This is a genomic window from uncultured Victivallis sp., assembly GCA_944389935.1.
In the GTDB taxonomy this organism is placed as follows: Bacteria; Verrucomicrobiota; Lentisphaeria; order Victivallales; family Victivallaceae; genus Victivallis.
In genome coordinates this window covers 18051-36351 of sequence record CALXOE010000017.1, presented here as the reverse complement: position 1 = coordinate 36351, position 18301 = coordinate 18051, and the positions used below count along the sequence as shown (strand labels likewise).

General features: G+C 60.4%; 17 protein-coding genes. 3 read left to right on the top strand and 14 right to left on the bottom strand.

The features are described from left to right. Nucleotides 1–83: 83 nt before the first annotated feature. A complete protein-coding gene (locus Q0J85_RS07115) occupies nt 84–1535 on the top strand; it encodes an L-fucose/L-arabinose isomerase family protein (RefSeq protein WP_294479658.1) in 1452 nt (483 codons plus the stop codon). On the opposite strand, the gene Q0J85_RS07110 is transcribed toward Q0J85_RS07115, so the two are convergent. The 8 genes from Q0J85_RS07110 to Q0J85_RS07075 form a co-directional block, all read right to left on the bottom strand. Next, nucleotides 1528–2013, bottom strand: coding sequence for a CYTH domain-containing protein (locus Q0J85_RS07110; RefSeq protein WP_294479657.1), 486 nt, complete (start codon nt 2011–2013; stop codon nt 1528–1530). The genes Q0J85_RS07115 and Q0J85_RS07110 overlap by 8 nt on opposite strands. Next, nucleotides 2013–3047 carry an aldose epimerase family protein gene (locus Q0J85_RS07105; protein WP_294479656.1) on the bottom strand — a complete coding sequence of 345 codons (1035 nt, stop codon included), beginning with the start codon at nt 3045–3047 and terminating at the stop codon, nt 2013–2015. The genes Q0J85_RS07110 and Q0J85_RS07105 overlap by 1 nt, the downstream gene beginning before the upstream one ends. Further along, on the bottom strand, nt 3038–3991 hold the full coding sequence (gene rnhC / locus Q0J85_RS07100; RefSeq protein WP_294479655.1) for a ribonuclease HIII: 954 nt from the start codon (nt 3989–3991) through the stop codon (nt 3038–3040). The genes Q0J85_RS07105 and rnhC overlap by 10 nt, the downstream gene beginning before the upstream one ends. Continuing rightward, nucleotides 3991–4593 carry a recombination mediator RecR gene (gene recR, locus Q0J85_RS07095; RefSeq protein WP_294479701.1) on the bottom strand — a complete coding sequence of 201 codons (603 nt, stop codon included), beginning with the start codon at nt 4591–4593 and terminating at the stop codon, nt 3991–3993. Before recR ends, rnhC begins: the two co-directional genes overlap by 1 nt. 18 nt (nt 4594–4611) lie before the next feature. Beyond that, complete coding sequence (locus tag Q0J85_RS07090) at nt 4612–4935, bottom strand: YbaB/EbfC family nucleoid-associated protein (RefSeq protein ID WP_294479653.1); 324 nt, start codon at nt 4933–4935, stop codon at nt 4612–4614. A 91-nt stretch (nt 4936–5026) separates the two neighbouring features. Continuing rightward, nucleotides 5027–7663: a protein translocase subunit SecD gene (secD, locus tag Q0J85_RS07085; protein ID WP_294479651.1), complete on the bottom strand. Its 2637-nt coding sequence runs from the start codon at nt 7661–7663 to the stop codon at nt 5027–5029. 23 nt (nt 7664–7686) lie between these two features. Next, the gene (gene yajC / locus Q0J85_RS07080; RefSeq protein ID WP_294479649.1) at nt 7687–8145 is read right to left on the bottom strand and encodes a preprotein translocase subunit YajC; all 459 of its coding nucleotides are present in this window, start codon (nt 8143–8145) and stop codon (nt 7687–7689) included. A 58-nt stretch (nt 8146–8203) separates the two neighbouring features. Beyond that, a complete protein-coding gene (locus Q0J85_RS07075) occupies nt 8204–9265 on the bottom strand; it encodes a tagaturonate epimerase family protein (RefSeq protein WP_294479647.1) in 1062 nt (353 codons plus the stop codon). 86 nt (nt 9266–9351) lie between these two features. Here Q0J85_RS07075 and rhaM point away from each other — a divergent pair, with 86 nt between their 5' ends. Continuing rightward, nucleotides 9352–9666, top strand: a complete 315-nt coding sequence (gene rhaM / locus Q0J85_RS07070; RefSeq protein ID WP_294479646.1) for an L-rhamnose mutarotase — start codon at nt 9352–9354, stop codon at nt 9664–9666. A 35-nt stretch (nt 9667–9701) separates the two neighbouring features. On the opposite strand, the gene thiC is transcribed toward rhaM, so the two are convergent. The 6 genes from thiC to Q0J85_RS07040 all read right to left on the bottom strand — a co-directional run bounded on the left by thiC (nt 9702) and on the right by Q0J85_RS07040 (nt 16755). Next, a complete protein-coding gene (gene thiC, locus Q0J85_RS07065; protein ID WP_294479645.1) occupies nt 9702–11000 on the bottom strand; it encodes a phosphomethylpyrimidine synthase ThiC in 1299 nt (432 codons plus the stop codon). A 67-nt stretch (nt 11001–11067) separates the two neighbouring features. Further along, entirely contained in the window at nt 11068–12363 is a 1296-nt protein-coding gene (locus Q0J85_RS07060; protein ID WP_294479644.1) for a 3-deoxy-D-manno-octulosonic acid transferase, read from the bottom strand. A 2-nt stretch (nt 12364–12365) separates the two neighbouring features. Next, nucleotides 12366–14201: a glutamine--fructose-6-phosphate transaminase (isomerizing) gene (gene glmS / locus Q0J85_RS07055; protein WP_294479643.1), complete on the bottom strand. Its 1836-nt coding sequence runs from the start codon at nt 14199–14201 to the stop codon at nt 12366–12368. Nucleotides 14202–14213: 12 nt separating this feature from the next. Continuing rightward, nucleotides 14214–14651 (bottom strand): hypothetical protein, encoded by a 438-nt coding sequence (locus tag Q0J85_RS07050; RefSeq protein WP_294479642.1) that lies wholly within the window; start codon nt 14649–14651, stop codon nt 14214–14216. A gap of 12 nt (nt 14652–14663) precedes the next feature. Further along, nucleotides 14664–16436: a phosphoenolpyruvate--protein phosphotransferase gene (ptsP, locus tag Q0J85_RS07045; protein WP_294479640.1), complete on the bottom strand. Its 1773-nt coding sequence runs from the start codon at nt 16434–16436 to the stop codon at nt 14664–14666. A 22-nt stretch (nt 16437–16458) separates the two neighbouring features. Beyond that, the gene (locus Q0J85_RS07040) at nt 16459–16755 is read right to left on the bottom strand and encodes an HPr family phosphocarrier protein (RefSeq protein WP_294479638.1); all 297 of its coding nucleotides are present in this window, start codon (nt 16753–16755) and stop codon (nt 16459–16461) included. 263 nt (nt 16756–17018) lie between these two features. Between Q0J85_RS07040 and Q0J85_RS07035 the strand changes: the two genes are divergently transcribed. Further along, on the top strand, nt 17019–18296 hold the full coding sequence (locus Q0J85_RS07035; protein WP_294479637.1) for an O-acetylhomoserine aminocarboxypropyltransferase/cysteine synthase family protein: 1278 nt from the start codon (nt 17019–17021) through the stop codon (nt 18294–18296). Nucleotides 18297–18301: the final 5 nt, after the last annotated feature.

Sequence of the window (18301 nt, the reverse complement as noted above, 5' to 3'; positions counted from 1 at the left end):
CCCCCGGAAAAACGCCGCCTTGCCGGAGAGAGAAACGGAATTACAGTATGAGAAAACCTGCACAACATCGGAAAGGAGACGGAATGATCATCGAAAGACGCAAACCGCTCACCGCCCGGGCCGGAATCTTCGGCGTCGGACTCGACACCTACTGGAAACAATTCCCGGGACTGCTCGAAGAGCTGCTCGCCAAAAAGGAGACGCTCAAACGCAAACTCGCCTCCCACCATCTTGAACTCTTCGATTTCGGTATGATCGACAACGCCGAGCGGGCTGCGGAAGCGCTCCCGCGGATCGAGGCCGCCGACCTCGATATCCTCTTTGTCGACATGCTGACCTATGCGACGAGCGCGACATACGGCATGATCGCGCGTCGCATGCAGATTCCCGTGATCCTCGTTGCGCTTCAGCCGCTTTCCGCGCTCGATTACGAGCACGCGAACACCCGCATGCAGCTCTGCAACGACGATCTCTGCTCGATTCCGGAATTCACCGGAGTCGCGGTGCGCATGGGCAAACAGCCACCTCCGGTTATTCTCGGCATGCTTGAAAACGACCCCGTCGCCGACGCGGAGCTCGCCGAATGGTGCCGCGTGGCTCACGTGCTGCACGATCTGCGCCGCGCGCGGCTCGGACACATGGGACATGTGCTCGAGGCAATGCTCGACATGCAGACCGATCCCGCCGCCGTCACCGCCGCATTCGGCGCACACGTCGTACAATGCGAAGCCGATGAACTTCTGCCGATTTACCGCGGAATCGATCCGGCGGGAGTGGAAGTTGCGGAGATGAAGAGGCGCATTCTCTCCTTCTTCGACACCCCCGATCCGGTTTCGGATCCGCTGACCGAAAAATTGACCGAAGCCGATCTGGAAACCGCAGCGGTCGTCGCCGTCACCCTCGAACGCTACGTCGAGGCGAAAAAACTCGACGGACTCGCCTACTACTACGAAGCCGAACCCGGTTCGCTGCTGCGTCGGATCGTGACGAACTTCATCGTCGGGAATTCGCTCCTCACGGCGGCGGGTTTTCCGATGTGCGGAGAATTCGACATCAAAACCTGCATTGCGATGCTGATCATGGACCGGCTCGAAATCGGCGGCTCTTTCGCGGAGTTTCACCCCATCGACTTTGCACGGGACACGGTCCTCGTCGGTCACGACGGGCCGCACCATCTGAATATCGCAAACGGACGCCCCGTCATCCGCAGCCTCAAAAAATATCACGGCAAACCCGGGTCAGGCGCCGGCGTCGAATTCAACATCCAAACCGGCCCGATCACGATGCTCAGCATCAGCGTAAATGCGCGGGGAAAATTCAAATTCATCGCAGCCGAGGGGGAATCGATCGACGGCCCGATTCCGCCTACGGGCAACACCAATACCCATGGAAAATTCCCGCCGGACGTGCGCACATTCCTGAAACGCTGGGCCGCGGCGGGCCCGACTCACCACTTTGCACTCGGCGTCGGCCATCATGCCGGGACGATTCGCAAGGTCGCCGACACATTCGGAGTCGAAATCGAAATTATTTGACGGAATCCGCCCAGTTCCGGTAGGGATTTATGCTCAACGAGCCGTTCGTGTAGCGACGGTCTCCCGTCACCTCGCGCCCGAGCCACGGCGGAAAAACGAGTGCGGCATCCTCCGACTCGAGCTCAAGCTCGGCCGTGAAAAGCCCCTCATTTCCGCCGAAATATTCGTCCACCTCCCAGACCGCCCCGGAAAAGGAGACGTGGTAACGGATCTTTTCAACGAGCCGGTCCGCACAGAATTCGCGCAGCATCGCCTCGGCGTCCGCAACCGGAATCTCATACTCGAATTCACTGCGGGAAAAATTCTTCGCCGCCCCCTTGACCGTCAGAAAAGCCCGCGACCCGGCGATCCGGACCCGCACGGTCGGCCCGTTTGGCGTCCGCTCGAAATATCCCTGAACCATCCGCACGCCCCCGTCCGCCCCGGAGCGCCATCCGTCCGAGGCGAGCAGAAACTTGCGTTCGATTTCCACACCCATTACTTCGCGATTCCGAACTGGTAGACCGTCGTCTGTTTGTAGGGCCGGCCCGGTTCGAGCCGCATACTCGGGAAGTCGGGATGGTTGACCGCGTCGGGCCAGCGCTGCGCCTCGAGGCAGAACGCGCTGAACTGCGGATAGCCTTTCCCGTTCTTGCCGATCGCGCTTCCGTTGAGAAAATATCCCATATAGAACTGAATCCCCGGCGCGCTCGTGGCGACCCGCAGTTCGATTCCGGTCGAGTCGGCACTCGCGACCACAACGTCACGTTTCATGACGCCGTCGACATCCGAAAGGATGAAGTTGTCGTCAAATCCGTTCGGAAGCGCCTCGAGAATCTCGCGGAAACTTTTGCCGCTGTTCAGGTCGTAGGGAGTTCCCGCCACGGTCGGGCAGTTCCCCGTCGGAGCCATATCCGCCCCGATTTCCGTGCGACGGTCGGCTTTCAGCTGAATGCGGTGATCGAGACAGTTCCCCGCCGACTCTCCGGCGAGGTTGAAATACGCATGGTTCGTCATGCTCACAACGGTCGGACGGTCGGAGGTGGCGGTGTAGTCGAGAATCAGTTCGTTCGCCTCCGTCACCATGTAGACCAGTGTCGCCTCCACCGCCCCGGGGAAACCGGCATCACCGTCGGGGCTGTGCAGACGCAGCGCCAGAGTCGTGTCATCGATCGGTTCCGCTTTCCAGAATCTCCGTCCCCAGCAGTCGCCGCCGTGCAGCGTATTGAGCCCGTTGCTATCGTTCAACGCCAGACGGTACTCTTTCCCGTCGAACGTGAAGCGCCCGCCGCCGATCCGGTTCGCAACGCGCCCGATCACCGCGCCGAAAAACGGATCGTTCTCCACATAATCCGCCGGATTGCCAAACCCGAGCAGCACGTCAACGCTTTTCCCGTTCCGGTCCGGCGTCCGGATGCTGACCAGCGTCCCGCCGAAATCGGTGATATCCACCTCAAATCCGGATTTATTCCGCAGCCGGTAAAGTTTCGCAATCCGGCCGTCAGCTGTTTTGAAAAAATCGTTCACTTCCATGTTTCATCCTCCCCGACCGGAGTACCGGTCAATTCGTTACAGGTTTTAAAATGCTGTTTGGCGCAGCGTTCCAATACCGACGCGCCGTAGCGCTTCACCAACCGTCTCCCGGTCTCCAGAACCAGCGGCCCGGCGCCGCGCGGCAGCTCTTCTCCGAGTTCGGCGCCGAGTTTCGCCATTCCTTTCAGAAACTGTTCGCGCGAAAGAATGCTCGCCGCCGCAACGGCGACGTCACTCTCGGCCCGAACCTGCTGATCGAGCCGGATCTCGCGCCCGCGTGTGAGCAGTGCACGCTGAATCAGCCGTTCATCTCCGAACTTGTCCGAGAGCATACGAGGGCATGTCGGAACTTTTTCCAGAAGATTTTCGATCACCCGCGCATGTCCCCAGGCCAGCAGCCGGTTCAAGTTTCCGATCTTCGCGTAGAGCCGATTGTATGCCTGCGGTCCGAGCGTTACGACCGTCCAGCCGTCGCCGACGGTTTCGCGGATCTTCGCGGCAAGTTCCATGATCTTCCTGGAACTCTTGATCAGCTTCGAGTCACAGCAGCCGATCTCGCGCAGCTTCGGTCCGGTCACGGAATCCGCATAGACTCCCGCGATACAGAGCGGTCCGAAAAAGTCTCCCTTGCCGCTCTCATCCACTCCGCCGTGCGGATCGATCACCTCCGGAACTTTCGGCTCCTCCCCGTATCCGAAACCGAATGTGTGCAGAATCTCCGGTTCCAGCGTAAACATCACGAAATCCGCCGTCCCGCCGCCCTGCACGGTCAATTTCCCGGAGTTGTACGCGACAACATTCGTCTTCTCCCGCACGGCTTTCCAGCGGGCGTAGGGCTGTTCCGAGAAACTCCAGCCGCGCCCCTCAAGCAGAATCCGCAGCGCCTCGGCCTGCTCCTCCGTCACTGTGCAGACGTAACTGGTCACTTTTTTCGTATCCGCCATCACTTCACCTCGGTCCGACCGGAAAGCGCGGCCGTAATCGTCGCACCATCCGCATACGAGAGATTCGCTCCGGCCGGCAGCCCGAGCGCGGGCTGCGTAACCCGTACCGGCAGTTCGCGCAGCAATCCGGCGATGTAAACCGCCGTCGCCCGCCCTTCCACATCGCTGCTCAATGCGAGAATCACCTCGCGAACACTCCCGGAACGGGCGCGCTCGAGCAACCGCGGCAGATTCAGTCCGGCACCGGTCTCCGCCTCCATCGGCGAAATCCGCCCGCCGAGCACATGGTAACGGCCGCGGAAGTTTCCGCTCGACTCGATCGCAAACATCTGCGCCATCGTCTCAACCACGCAGACGATCCCCGGATCGCGCTGCGGTTCGCGACAGACCGCACAGAGCTGCCCGGCATCGGCCAACGCCCCGCATTCCGGACACGTTCCGACCGTCTGCGGCAGCGTCCCGAGCAGTGTTCCGAGAAACTCGAGTTTTTCCGGTTCCCACTCCAGAAGCGACAACGCCAGACGCTCAGCGCCGCGCCGCCCGATGCCGGGCAGCTGTTTCAGCGCCGCGATCAACGACTCCATCGCCTCGGGATAGTGCATCACACCGTCCCCCGTCCGTCAGAAAATCCCCGGCAGATTGACGCCGAGTCCGCCGGTCACTTCGTTCATCTTCTCCTGCGCAGTCGCTTTCGCAGCGGCGAGCGCTGAATTCGTCGCAACCAGAATCTGTTCTTCGAGCGCAGCGCGGTCTTTCAGCGCCTCGTCGGAAATGTTGACCTCTTTCACCCGGAAATCCCCCGTCACCGTCACCCGCACCTGGCAGCCGGGACTCGACGCGGAGAACTCCATCGTCGGCATCTCCTCCTTGAATTTCTTCAGATTCGCCTGGATGTCTTTCGCCTTGGACATCATTTTCGCAAGTTCGCCCAGATTACCGAACATATTGTCTCAACCTTTTTCTTTCTTCCGTTTCGTCAAAAAAGCCGGCCTGATTCAGAAACAAGCCGGCTGCTCCATCCGAATTTCAATCGGATTATTTGCTTTCCCCGGCCGCTTTCTTCGGCTCGGAGTTTTTCACCGCTTTCACATTGTTGTTGTTCGCGGCGGGTTCTTTCGCGTGCCACAGCGAAACCAGCTGCGGCGAGATGCAGATCGACGAATAGGTGCCGATCACAATGCCGAGCATCATGATGAGCACGAAGTCGTTGATCGCCGCACCCGCTCCGAGGAACAGCACGAACACCACGATGAATGTGGTCAAGCTCGTCAGAATCGTCCGGTTCAACGTCTGGTTGACCGAGAGATTCACATTCTCGTCGAACGTCTTGCACGTCCCGAGATTCCGGTTCTCGCGGATGCGGTCGAAGATGACCACCGTATCGTTGATCGAATAGCCGATCACGGTCAGCAGCGCGGCCACCACCGTCAGCGACACCGTCCGCCCCGTCGCAAGGAAGATCCCCAGCGAGATGATCACGTCATGCGCCAGCGCGAGAATACTCGACAGCGCATAGGTGAACTCGTACCGCAGCGAAATATAGATCCCGATGCCGATGATCGAGAGCCCGATCGCGATGAACGCCGCCTTGGTGAACTCCCGGCCGATCAGACCGCCGACGCTCGATTCGAGCCCGCCTGAGAACTGCGCCTGCGGGAACTTCTCGTTCAGCAGCTTCAACAGAAGATCTTTCGGGCTGGCCGTGGAGTCGATCCGCCCGGTCTGATCGCCGCGCACGAGAATCTCCATCTCCTGCGCACCGTCGATCGCATTGTATTTGTAGGTGACTGTCCCCTCATATCCCGCGGCGGCGAGCGCCTTTTCGATCTGCTCCTGCGGAATCTGCTCGACATAGTTGAACGACACCTGCGTACCGCCGGTGAAGTCGATCCCGAGCATCCCGCGCCCGAGCACCGCAAAGAGCACAAACGAAGCGACGATCAGAATCCCCGAGAGCGCAAACACCTTTCCGCGCATCGCCCGGAAGTCGTAATGCGCATTCTTGAAGAACTGCATCATCGTGAGTTTCTGAAGTTTTGTGTAGGCGAAGAGGTAGTCGAAGATCAGCCGCGTCACGAAGAGCGCCGTGAACAAGCTCGAAAGAATACCGATCGACAGCGTCACGGCAAATCCCTTGACCGCGCCCGTGCCGACGTACATCAGAATGATCGCGGTGATCAGCGTCGTGATGTTCGCATCGAACACCGCCGAAAACGCCCGGCTGTAGCCGAGATCGACCGCCGTCCGCAGATTTTTGCCGGCGGCAAGCTCCTCGCGGATTCGCTCGAACACCAGCACGTTCGCGTCGACCGCCATACCGATCGTCAACACAATACCCGCAATACCGGGCAGCGTCAGCGTCGCGTTGAACGCCGCAAGCGCACCAAGCACAAGCACGATGTTGAGCGCGAGCGCGCACACCGCGATAAATCCGGAAAGCCGATAGTAGATGCACATGAATGCCGCCACGGCCAGCAGCGAAATCACGCCCACCCAGATGCCGTTCGCAACATTCGCGGCCCCGAGTTTCGGGTCGGTGTCGAACACCGCGTCGATCTTGATCTGGAACGGGAAGCTGCCGGAAACCAGCGCATCGGCGATGCTCTTGCACTCCTCCTCCGAGAAGCGGCCGGTGATCTGGGCGCTGCCGCCCGTGATCGCATCGTTGATCCGCGGCGCGCAGTAGAGCTGGCCGTCGAGCACGATCGCCATCGAGCGGCCGATGTTCTCCCGGGTCACTTCGGCGAACTGCGCAGCGCCGCGCGAGTTGAACGCCAGCATGATCATCCGCTGCCCGAACTGATCCTTGTTCGCATGGGCGCTGACGATGTCCTTGCCGGTCATCTTCGGCATCTTTTCAACCACGTAATAGGTCACGAGCGGCGCCTGTCCGGGACGGAACTCACTGGTTTTCATAAGTTCGTAACCGAACGGCGGAACAAAGTTCTTCTCGTTCTCCGGCGTGATGCCGCTCACGAGCTGTGCGTTGTTCTCATGCACCATGCGGAAGTTCAGTTTCGCACTCATCTTGATGAGGTTCATGAGCTTGACCTTCTCATCCTTCGCCACGACCGGCGCGCGCAGAGAAACGTACGAGTCACCGCTCGGAGCGATCTCGGCCTCGAAGATCTTCTGCCCCTCAAGACGCTTGCGAAGCGTCTCAATGGCAATGTCACGATAGCGGTCGAAGTTGGTCTGCCGTTCCGCCGCACTCTGCTTCTCCGCCTCAGTCTGCTCTCCGCCAAGCTCCTTGCTGAGATCCTCGTCCGGCACAAGCTGGAGGATAAACTCCACACCGCCGTTCAGATCGAGTCCCAGACGGATCGAACTCGACGCATGCTTGCGGATCACGCTCATCACGTCGCGGTTGTCTTCCAGATCACTGCCCTTGACCATTTTGGTCAGATCCACGCCGGAATCATCGGCGGCTTTCAGCAGCGCCTGCGACTGGAAGAGATTCGGATCGGCTTTGCGCAGCGCCTCCGCCTCTTTCACGAGTTTCTCGGCATCCGCCTGAACTTTCTTCGCCTCTTCCGGATCCGCCGGCTTGACCAGCAACCCGAGGAACGTTTCATAATAATCCCGCTCGAACAGCGGGTGAATCGCGGAGGCGAACACCCCCACGACCACCAGCACGATGAGCGTCCGCAAAATCAACGGTCTCTTGTTCATTCCCGTTCGTCCTGTTTCCGTCGTTATTTTTTCTCGGCCGGAGCAGCGGTTTCAGTGACCGGCTCGGCCACGCCGTTCTTGATCACTTCCACAACGACCTTGTCGGCGATTTCCACCATATAGCTCTTTTCGCGAACCTCGACGACCGTGCCGAACATGCCGGTGTTCAGCATGACGCGCGTCCCTTTCGCGATGGTGTCGAGCATCTGCTGGCGCTTCTGCTGCTGCTTCTTCTGCGAACGGAACGTGAAGAAGAACATCACGCCGAGCACCACGAGCATCAGAATGATCGGGTTGGACCAGAACGGCATGCTCTGCTGTTCGGCAGGCTTCTGCTGCACCGGCTCGGCAACCTGCTGGACAGCCTGCCCGACCTGCGCCGTCGACTGCTGCGCGGCGTTGCCGGCTCCCTGCGGGGCTCCGGGTCCGATGGTGATGGTATTCGGGGCGGCGGCGTCAGCCATGATGAAATTCAAACTCATGTTTTCTCCTTACAAGGTTGTTGTTGAAAATGCGTTTATCCTCTAATATTACATCCATTTACGTTTCTTTCAAGCCCGAACCGTGGAAATGGTTCGTAAAATCCGTCCCGGAGGCCTCTCCGAGCTCCAGATGAACGATTCCATCCTCCAGTTGCCGGAGCGCACCGTGCATGCCGTCAGCAATCCGGTCCAGCGGAATCGAAATCCGATATCCGCCGAATGTGCGCGCTATCGCGGCATGACGGCGCAGCAACTCCCCGAACGCCGCCGACTCCTCCGGCCAGCGCGGAAACAAAATCGCGAAGTCCACATTCCGCTTCCGCATCTCTCTCACGACAAACAGATGTTCCTCCGGACGGGTTGGCTTCTCCTCCCCGTCGAGCGCGATTCCGAGAGAGCATCGCCGTTCGCCTCCCCCCAGTTTTGCGGCAAAATCCGCGAGACCGCCGCAGGAGACACAACAGCGTGCCGCCGTGTCACCGTCGAACACCTCGACTCCAGATCCGATGACAAACCGCTTTCCCGCATAATCCGCCTCCATGCCGCCTCCCCCGCAGGGCCGCAGCAACGCCAGCGTCGCACCGGACCGGAAAAGCCGCTCCGCCTCCGCCGGAGTTGAGGCACAACCGCCGTTCACCGCGTACCCGTCCCGGAAATCCGAGGCGAACAGAAAAAACACCACCTCATCCGGCCACCCCGAGATCACCGGGAAACAACCCGCTTCCCGCACGGCTTCCAGCCGTCCGCGCGCCCCGGCTCCGAATGCAAATCCTGCCGTCCGACCCGTTTTCGGAACTACTTTCGGCGTGCACCACGGGAAATGGCGTCGCAGAGCCGCCGCATTCGCCGCGGAAAATCCGCAGCATAACAACACGCCGCCATCATCGAGCGCAAAGCGTTCTCCCTCGAATCCGTCCGGCAGCCGTTTGCCGCAGTCCGCCACCACGAGCAGCCGCCGGTCCCCGGGGGAGCCCGCGATCAGCACCGCACTCCGGCCGAGTTTATGAACGGACACCGGATCGAACGGAAACGAGTGTTCCGCTCCCGCCAGAAGTGTCCGCAGTTCCTCCTCCGCGCTCTTATCGAGCAGCGCATGAATGTTTCGGGCCAACGTTAACATCGTTTCTCCGTAAAAACCGCTATTCTCCGCTTGCATTTCCCGCTTTTCGTGCCACATTAACACCCAAAAAAAGGAGGCCGCCCATCATGATCCGCGACGCATTCAAAATGAAACTCAAACCCGGCTGCATCGACGAATACCGCAAACGCCATGACGAAATCTGGCCGGAACTCGTCAAGGCCCATTCCGACTGCGGCATATCGGACTACACCATCTTCTTCGACGAAGAGACCCTCACGCTCTTCGCGTTCCGCCGCCTCACCCCGGACAACACCGCCGACCGGATGGGCGAACTCGATATCGTCAAGCGGTGGTGGGCTTTCAACCGCGACCTGATGGAGGTCCATCCGGACAACTCCCCGGTATTCACCCCGCTGACCGAAATTTTCCACATGGACTGAACCGGGAGGAACACGCTCCTCCGCCCGGCCCGGTCTCACAACCCCTTGCTGATCCGGATCGAACAGAAATTCGGTCCGCACATCGTGCAGAACCGCTCGTCTCCGTGACCGTGATCCGGCGGCAGATCTCGTTCCGCCAGCGCCTCGGCGCGCAGTTCGCGCGCTTTCTCCGGATCGAGTGCATACTCAAACTGCTTCTCCCAGTCGAACTCCGCCCGCGCGCGGCTGATCGCATCGTCCCGGTCGCGCGCGCCCGGTTTGCCGAGCGCCACGTCCGCCGCGTGAGCCGCGATCTTATAGGCGACCACCCCGTCGCGCACATCACGCGCGTTCGGCAGACCGAGATGCTCTTTCGGCGTCACGTAGCAGAGCATCGCCGCACCCGAATAGGCCGCCATCGTCGCGCCGATCGCGCTCGTGATGTGATCATATCCCGGCGCGCAGTCGATCACCACCGGTCCGAGCACGTAAAACGGCGCATCATCGCACCGCTCCTGTTCGCGCTTCATATTCATCGCCACTTCGTTGAACGGAATGTGCCCCGGTCCCTCGACCATCGCCTGCACGTCGGCGGCACGGCAGCGGCGCACAAGTTCGCCGAGCACGTCGAGCTCCGCAAACTGCGCCTCGTCGCTCGCGTCGGCCAGACACCCCGGACGCATGCCGTCGCCGAGAGAGAGCGTCACGTCGTAACGGCGGCAGATTTCGAGAATTCGATCGAACGCCGTGTAGAACGGATTCTCTTTCTCAAACCGGCTCATCCACGCCGCGAGGATCGAACCGCCGCGGCTCACGATCCGCAACAGCCGCTTCTTCGCGGCCGGAACCTGCGCCCGCAGCAGCCCAGCGTGGATCGTCATGTAGTCGACCCCCTGCTCCGCCTGCTCCTCCATGACCTGAAGAATCAGCTCCTCGGTCATGTTCTCGACCGTTTCGCACCGCGCAAGCACCTCGTAGAGCGGCACCGTCCCGACCGGAATCGGACTGTGCCCGATGATCGAGCGCCGGATCTCGTTGATGTTCCCGCCCGTGCTCAGGTCCATGACCGTGTCGGCTCCGAATTTCACCGAATATTCGAGCTTCTCAAGCTCCTGCCGCGGACAGCTCGCGACGGCGGAGTTCCCGATGTTCGCATTGATCTTCGTCTTCAACATCCGGCCGATTCCGATCGGATTGAGATTCTTATGGTTGATGTTCGCGGGAATGACGATCGTCCCCGCAGCGACTCCCTCGCGGATCTTCTCCGCCGGGAGCTGTTCCAGTTCCGCCACGCGCCGCATCGCCTCTGTGATGATTCCGGCTTTCGCCTGTGCCGGCTGAGTCATCGTATTCATCGCAACTCCTTTTTCTGTCCACTCAATTCGGGGGGAATCCGGTTCCGCGCCCATTTATTTCATTCCATTACTTTCCACCGTGTTCCGCGAGCAGCTTCTCGAGCGCCTCGATCGTGCGGTCGGCGGCACCCGCGTGGCGCCGAATCGCCTTACCGGCCCGCTCACCGAGTTCACGCCGCAGCGTCTCGTCGGTCAGCAGCCGGTGCAGCTGCCCGTAAAGTTCCCCGTCTCCGGTCACGGTCGCCACCGCGTTCTCCTGCAGCAGCACTTTCAGAATAAAGCGGAAATTACGCAGCACATGCCCCGTCACGATCGGCTTGCCGAGCAATGCCGGTTCGATGAGGTTGTGTCCCTCGTCGTGCCCCGCAAGGCTCTTGCCCATAATCACGAGATCGGCGCCGTTCATGAGCTTCAGCATCTCTCCGGTCGTATCCGCCAGCAGGACATCGACCGTTTCTCCGCCGGCGCCCCCCGCACTGCGGCGAACAAAACTCAATCCGAGCTTTTTAAGCATCGCGGCAATATCGTCCGCCCGTTCGACATGGCGCGGAACCAGCACGAGTTTCAGGTCCGGAATCTCTTTGCGCAACCGCAGAAAAGTCTCGGCAACAAGCTCCTCTTCGCCAGGATGCGTGGAGGCAGCCAGCAAAATCAGGTGTTTTCCCGGACCGAAACACGCCTCGTAACCCGCATCCGGCAGGTCGGCGGGCGCTTTCTGATCGAATTTCAGATTCCCCGCGACGACCACGTTCGCCCCAGGCGAAACCGAACGAAACCGCTCCGCATCCGCGTCGGTCTGAACCGAAATCAGATTGAACATCCGCAGCAGCGGCCCGAAAAAGAAACGGATTTTGCGGTATCCCCGCACCGAGTGATCCGACATGCGCCCGTTCACCAGCGTGACCGGGATTCCGCGGCGGCGCGTCTCGGCCACAAGGTTCGGCCAGATCTCCGTCTCGAAGATCACCAGCATCGACGGCTGCAGGATCTTCAGCGTCTTCCGAACCATCCAGAGAAAATCGATCGGGCAGAAGATCACCGCCGTATTTTCCGGCGCCTGATTGCGCACGAGTTCCTGACCCGTCGTCGTCGTCGTCGACAAAATGAACTTCCGCTCCGGATGCGCCGCCCGCCATGAACGCAGCAGCGACAATGCCACAACCGCCTCGCCGACGCTCACCGCGTGAATCCAGACCGCCCCGTGAAACGCCTCCAGCTCCCGGATCCGCTCCGCAGAAAAGCAGCCGAACCGTTCGGAAAACGTGTCTTTCCAGCCCGGACGGTTCCGGTATTTCAGATACAATCCCGGCACGTAAAACAGAAAGCCGATCGGCATGAACAGATTGTAGAAAAAACGAAACATGATTATTCCACCGTTACACTCTTTGCAAGATTGCGCGGCTGGTCGATCTCACAACCCCGTTCCACCGCGATAAAGTAGGCGAACAACTGAAGCGCCACCGCCGTCGGCAGCGGCGCAATGAAGCGCGAACACGCCGGAACGAAAATCACATCATCGGTCAACTGCTCCACCTCCCGGTCTCCGACGGTCGCAACCGCCACAACCGGCGCGCGCCGCGCCCGGCACTCCTGGATGTTCCCGAGAATCTTCTCCCGCCCCGGGATGTCGTTCGCCAGAGCCAGCACCGGATGCCGTTCATCGAGCAGCGCGATCGGGCCGTGCTTCAGCTCGGCAGCATGATACCCCTCGGCATGGACGTAACTGATCTCCTTGAGCTTCAGCGCCCCCTCGAGCGCCGTCGGATAGAGGCAGCCGCGCCCGATGTAGAAGAAATCGTCGAATGCCGCGTACCGCTTCGCAATCGCGCGGATCGTCTCCGCCTGTGCGAGCACCTGCCGGATCAGCTCCGGCGCCTGTTCGATCTCCCGCGCAAGCTCACTGCCTTCGCTGCGGCTCAGCCGCCGGTTCCGCCCGAGCAGCAGCGCCATCAGCAGCAGCACCGCCACCTGACTCGAAAACGCTTTCGTCGACGCCACACTGATTTCGGGCCCGGCGTGGAGGTAGACCCCCCTCCCCGCCTCCCGCGCGATCGTCGAACCGACCACGTTGCAGAGCGCCGTGACCAGCGCCCCCTTGCCGACCGCCTCCCGGACCGCAGCGATCGTGTCGGCCGTCTCGCCGGACTGGCTGATCGGAATCACCAGCGTATTCGGTTCGATGATCGGATTGCGGTAGCGGAACTCCGCCGCCTGCTCAACCGAGGTCGAGATTCCGGCGATGTCCTCGAAATAATACTCCCCCACCATCCCCGCGTGCATGCTGCTGCCGCATCCGGCGATCACGATCCGCGAAATCTGCGCGAGATCGCGCGGGGAGAGCTCCAGCCCGTTCAGAACCGCGTTACCCATCTCGAGATTGAGCCGCCCGCGGATCGCGTTTTCAACGGTCTCCGGCTGCTCGAAGATCTCCTTGAGCATGAAGTGCGGGAAATTCCCCTTCTCCGCCGCCGCAGCGTCCCAGTCGATCTTCGCGACCTCGCGCTCGACCGGAACATTCGAGACATCCCGCAGATCGATGCCGTCCGGCCGGATCGCGGCGATGTCGCCGTCGTTGAGATAAATGACCTTGCGCGTGCGGGGCAGCAGCGCGGAAATATCGCTGGCGATCAGATTCTCCCCCTCGCCCAGACCGATCACCAGCGGACTGCCTTTTCGTGCCGCCACGATCAACCCGGGATGCCGGCTCGAAACAACCGCGATCCCGTAAGTTCCCGAAAGCTGGCGGACCGCCGCCGCCGTCGCCGACAACAGATCCCCCTCATAAGCCTCCGCTATCAGATGCACGATCACCTCGGAATCCGTGCTGGAACGGAAATGATACCCTTTCTTCTCCAGATGCGCCCGCAGTTCGTGATGGTTCTCGACGATGCCGTTGTGCACAATCGCGAACTCATACTTCTCATCGCAGTGCGGATGAGCATTGACCGCCGAGGGGACACCGTGTGTCGCCCATCTCGTATGCGCAATGCCGCAGCAAACGTCGTTTTCAAGTTCCGGAAAGCCGGCACAGGCCTCCTCCAGGCGCGCGACTTTGCCGACCTCCTTGATCTCAGTAAGAGTTCCGGCGCCGACCAGTGCCAGTCCCGCAGAGTCGTAGCCGCGGTACTCCAGACGCCGCAACCCGTCGAGCAAAATCGGGGCGGCAGCGGAATGCCCCGTATATCCGATGATTCCACACATGAATCGACTCCTCTATTCCATATCCCGGGAAAAATGGGTGCTGATATACTCCACCGCTTCCTCGAGCGATCCCAGAATCTTCGTACAGTAGCGCACCATCCACGGACTGCACTCCCGATATTCGTACGGGGAAAACGCCACCACAAATTTCCCCAGCACATGGGACGCATAGAACACTTCCATGCTCGTCCCGATGCTCGGACGGCTGTAATTCACCAGAATGATGTCCGCATTGCGCACGTCCAGCAGGTCAAACTCCACAATCTCGTTCGCGCTGTCGACCTCGCGATCGACAAATTTCCGACGCATCGGATCGAGCAGCCGGTACTTTCCTGCGAAAAGCCGTTTCGCAGACTCCCGCCATTCACGCGCGACTCCCTCATGTTCATCCATGATCGGGCCGGAGAGATAAATCGTCTTGAACAGTTCTTTCCCGTTATTGTCCATCATACCAATCGTTTCTCAGATATTCACCACCTCGGGGGCGCGCAGATTGATCAGCGCCTCCGAAACCGCCAGCGCATCCGTCGCATTCGAGCAGTTGAGCGCAGCCTGCGCGGCCTGCTCCATCTCATACATCGACATGCTGCGAATCACGCGCCGCACCACCGCCACCGAGGCGGGAGACATGCTCAGCTCGTGCACCCCGAGTCCGACCAGCAGCGGCACCATATACACATCCGCCGCAACCTGGCCGCAGACGCTGACCCAGATGTTGTGCCGCTGGGCCGCCTCCACGCAGAGACGGATCAGCTCCAGAATCGCCGGGTGCGACGGACGGTACAGATAAGCCACCCGCTCGTTCCCGCGGTCGATCGCCATCGTGTACTGCACAAGATCGTTCGTGCCGATGCTGAAGAAATCGACCATCGGAGCGAATCTGTCCGCCATCAGCGCCGCGGCCGGCGTCTCGATCATGACTCCGAGCGAAAGATTTGACACATGCTCTTTCCCCTCGGCGTCGAGCTGCTGCTGCAGCTGCTCCAGGATGGAACGCACCTCGATCACTTCGCGGACGCTGCTGACCATCGGCAGCATCACTTTCAGATTTCCGAACACACCCGCCCGCAGCAGCGCGCGCAGCTGTGTCTCAAGAATATCCCGCCGTTCGTGCAGGCAGAGCCGGATTCCGCGCAGACCGAGAAACGGATTCTGCTCGCTCGCCCGGTAGATGTTCGTGTTGAACTTGTCCCCGCCGACATCGAGCGTCCGCACAATGAGCGGCGCATTGTCGCACTCGACAAGAAGTTTCTTATAGACCTCGAACTGCTCCTCCTCCCCCGGCAGCCCCGGCCGGTTCATAAAGAGGTATTCCGTCCGGAAAAGCCCGATGCCGCTCGCACCGCAGCGCCTGACCTCTTCGACTTTCTCCGGAGAGTCGAGGTTCGCCGCGAGCTGCACGATGAAACCGTCGGTCGTCTCCGGCCGCAGTTCGTTTTCGCTTTCGAGCCGGCTTCTGATCTGACCGGCTTCGGCTTTTTTGAGCCGGTAGGCCTCTTCGGTGCGGGCATCGGGATTGATGACCAGTTTTCCGCTGAAACCGTCGATGATGAGCTTGTCTTCCGCGGAAAGCTGTTCCGGCAGTTCCGGCGGAATCCCGACGATCGCCGGAAGTCCCATCGATCGCGCGAGAATCGCCGTATGACTCGTGGCGCTGCCGGTCGCGACCGCGAAACCGAGCACCTTTCCCGTTTCAAGCCCCGCAGTCTCCGAGGGAGAGAGCGTATGAGCGACAATGATCCTCCGGTCATCCATGTCGATCTCATGCCCGTGAACGTGGATGTTCGTCAGATTGGAGAGAATCCGGGAGGAGACGTCGCGGATATCGGCGGCACGCTCGCGCAGATATTCATCCGGCATCTCGGCAAACACGTTTGCAAAATGTTCGCTTGCAAGGTAGAGCGCGTATTCTGCCGCGAAAAGTTTTTCGCGGATTCCTTTCTCCACTTCGGCGCTGAACGTGCGGTCATCGACAAGCATGATGTGCGCGTCGAAAATCTCGGCATCCTGAGAACGAAGTTTGTTGCGGACCTCCTGCCGGAGTTCCACAAGCTGCTTCCGCGTCAGCGCCAGTGCGGCGTTGTAGCGGGAGAGTTCCGCGGGGATCTCATCCTCGGTGATCTTATGCGGTTCCGGTTCCAGACTGCCGGTCGGACCGGTGATCCGCGCCGTGCGTCCGATTGCGATCCCCGGAGAAACCGCGATCGCCTGAATCGTCTGTGTCGGGAGTGCCATCTTTCTCCGCCAGCTCCTCTGCCTACTCGTCTTCGCCGAAATTCGACTCGAAAAATTTCACCGCGGCCTTGAACGCGGCCTCGGCCTGCGGCCCCGATGTACGGAGAATCAGCCGGGTGCCTTTCCCGGCCGCAAGCATCAGAAGCGAGAGCACACTGCGGCAATCCGCCTCGCCGTCCTCCCCGTCGCCGACTTTCTCGACACTCATGGACGCATCGAACGACGAAGCGATCCGAACCAGCTGGGCGGCAGGGCGCGCATGCAGCCCCATGGTGTTGCCCACGGTGATTTCCCGCTCGAAAACTTCTTCCGCACTCATCTCTGTGCCAACAGCCCCTGTCGTGTTCTGAACGGATCGCAGAACCCATCCCGCCCGGGAAATTCCGCAATCAGCCCGTTTCTGTTCCTCATTACGTTCACGGTCGATTAATGTACACCGTTTTCCGCCAAAAAGCAACCGGTTGGCGCTTGTAAATTCGGTTTTCAACGATTATATTCATCGCGCAAGCCTCAAACGATGCGCGCCGTACCGGAAACCGAACCGGCGATCACAGAAAAAGTCAACACAAGGAATACTCCATCATGAATCAGAACTGGAAACTTGAGACCCGCGCGGTCCAGGCCGGTTATCAGCCCGGCAACGGCGACCCGCGCGTACTGCCGCTCTATCAGAGCACCACTTACAAGTACGACGACGCCCAGAGCGTAGCCGATCTCTTCGACCTCAAACGCGAGGGATTCTTCTACACCCGGCTCGCGAATCCGACCGTCGACGCCTTTGAACGCAAAATGGCCGCACTCGAGGGCGGTGTCGCCGCCGTCGCGGTCAGCGCCGGGCAGACCGCCTCGATGCTCTCGATCCTCAATCTCGCCCAGGCGGGCGACCACTTCGTCGCAGTCGCGAGTCTCTACGGCGGAACGGTTTCGCTGTTCACCAACACGTTCCAGAAACTCGGGATCGACGTCACGTTCGTGCAGCCCGATGCCGATTCGGACACGGTCCGCGCGGCGATCCGGCCCAATACCAAGGCGATTTTCTCAGAGACGCTCGCCAATCCGGCACTCATCGTGCTCGACATCGAACGGTTCGCCGCAATCGCGCATGAGGCGGGCATTCCGCTCATTGTCGACAACACGTTCCCGACGCCGTATCTCTGCCGTCCGTTCGAGTTCGGCGCGGATATCGTGACCCACTCGACCAGCAAGTACACCGACGGACACGCTATGGCGATCGGCGGAATCATCATCGAAAAGGGCGGCTTCAACTGGAGCAACGGAAAATTCCCCGACTTCACCGAACCCGATCCGGCCTATCACGGCCTGGTCTATGTGGACAGTTTCAAGGAGGCCCCCTACTCGGTGAAACTGCGCGTACAATTCATCCGCGACATGGGAGTTCCCATGGCGCCGTTCAACGCGCTGCTCGCCAACCTCGGACTCGAAACGCTGCACGTGCGCATGCAGCGCCATTGCGAAAACGCCCAGGCGATGGCCGAATTCCTTGAAAATCATCCGAAAGTCAGCTGGGTCAACTACCCCGGCCTCCCCTCGAGCAGTCAGCATGAGCTTGCGAAGAAGTATCTGCCGAAAGGGTGTTCCGGCGTGATCTGCTTCGGCGTCAAAGGTGGCAAGGAGGCCGGCGAACGGGTGATGAATTCCCTCAAACTCGCGGCCATTGTGGTCCACGTCGCGGATGTGCGCACGAGCGTGCTGCATCCGGCCAGCATGACCCACCGCCAGCTCACGGACGAGGAGCTCAAGGCGGCCGGCGTCTCACCGGACATGATCAGGCTCTCGGTCGGAATCGAGAACATCGAAGACATCAAGGCCGACTTCGACCAGGCACTTGCAAACGCCTGACGACA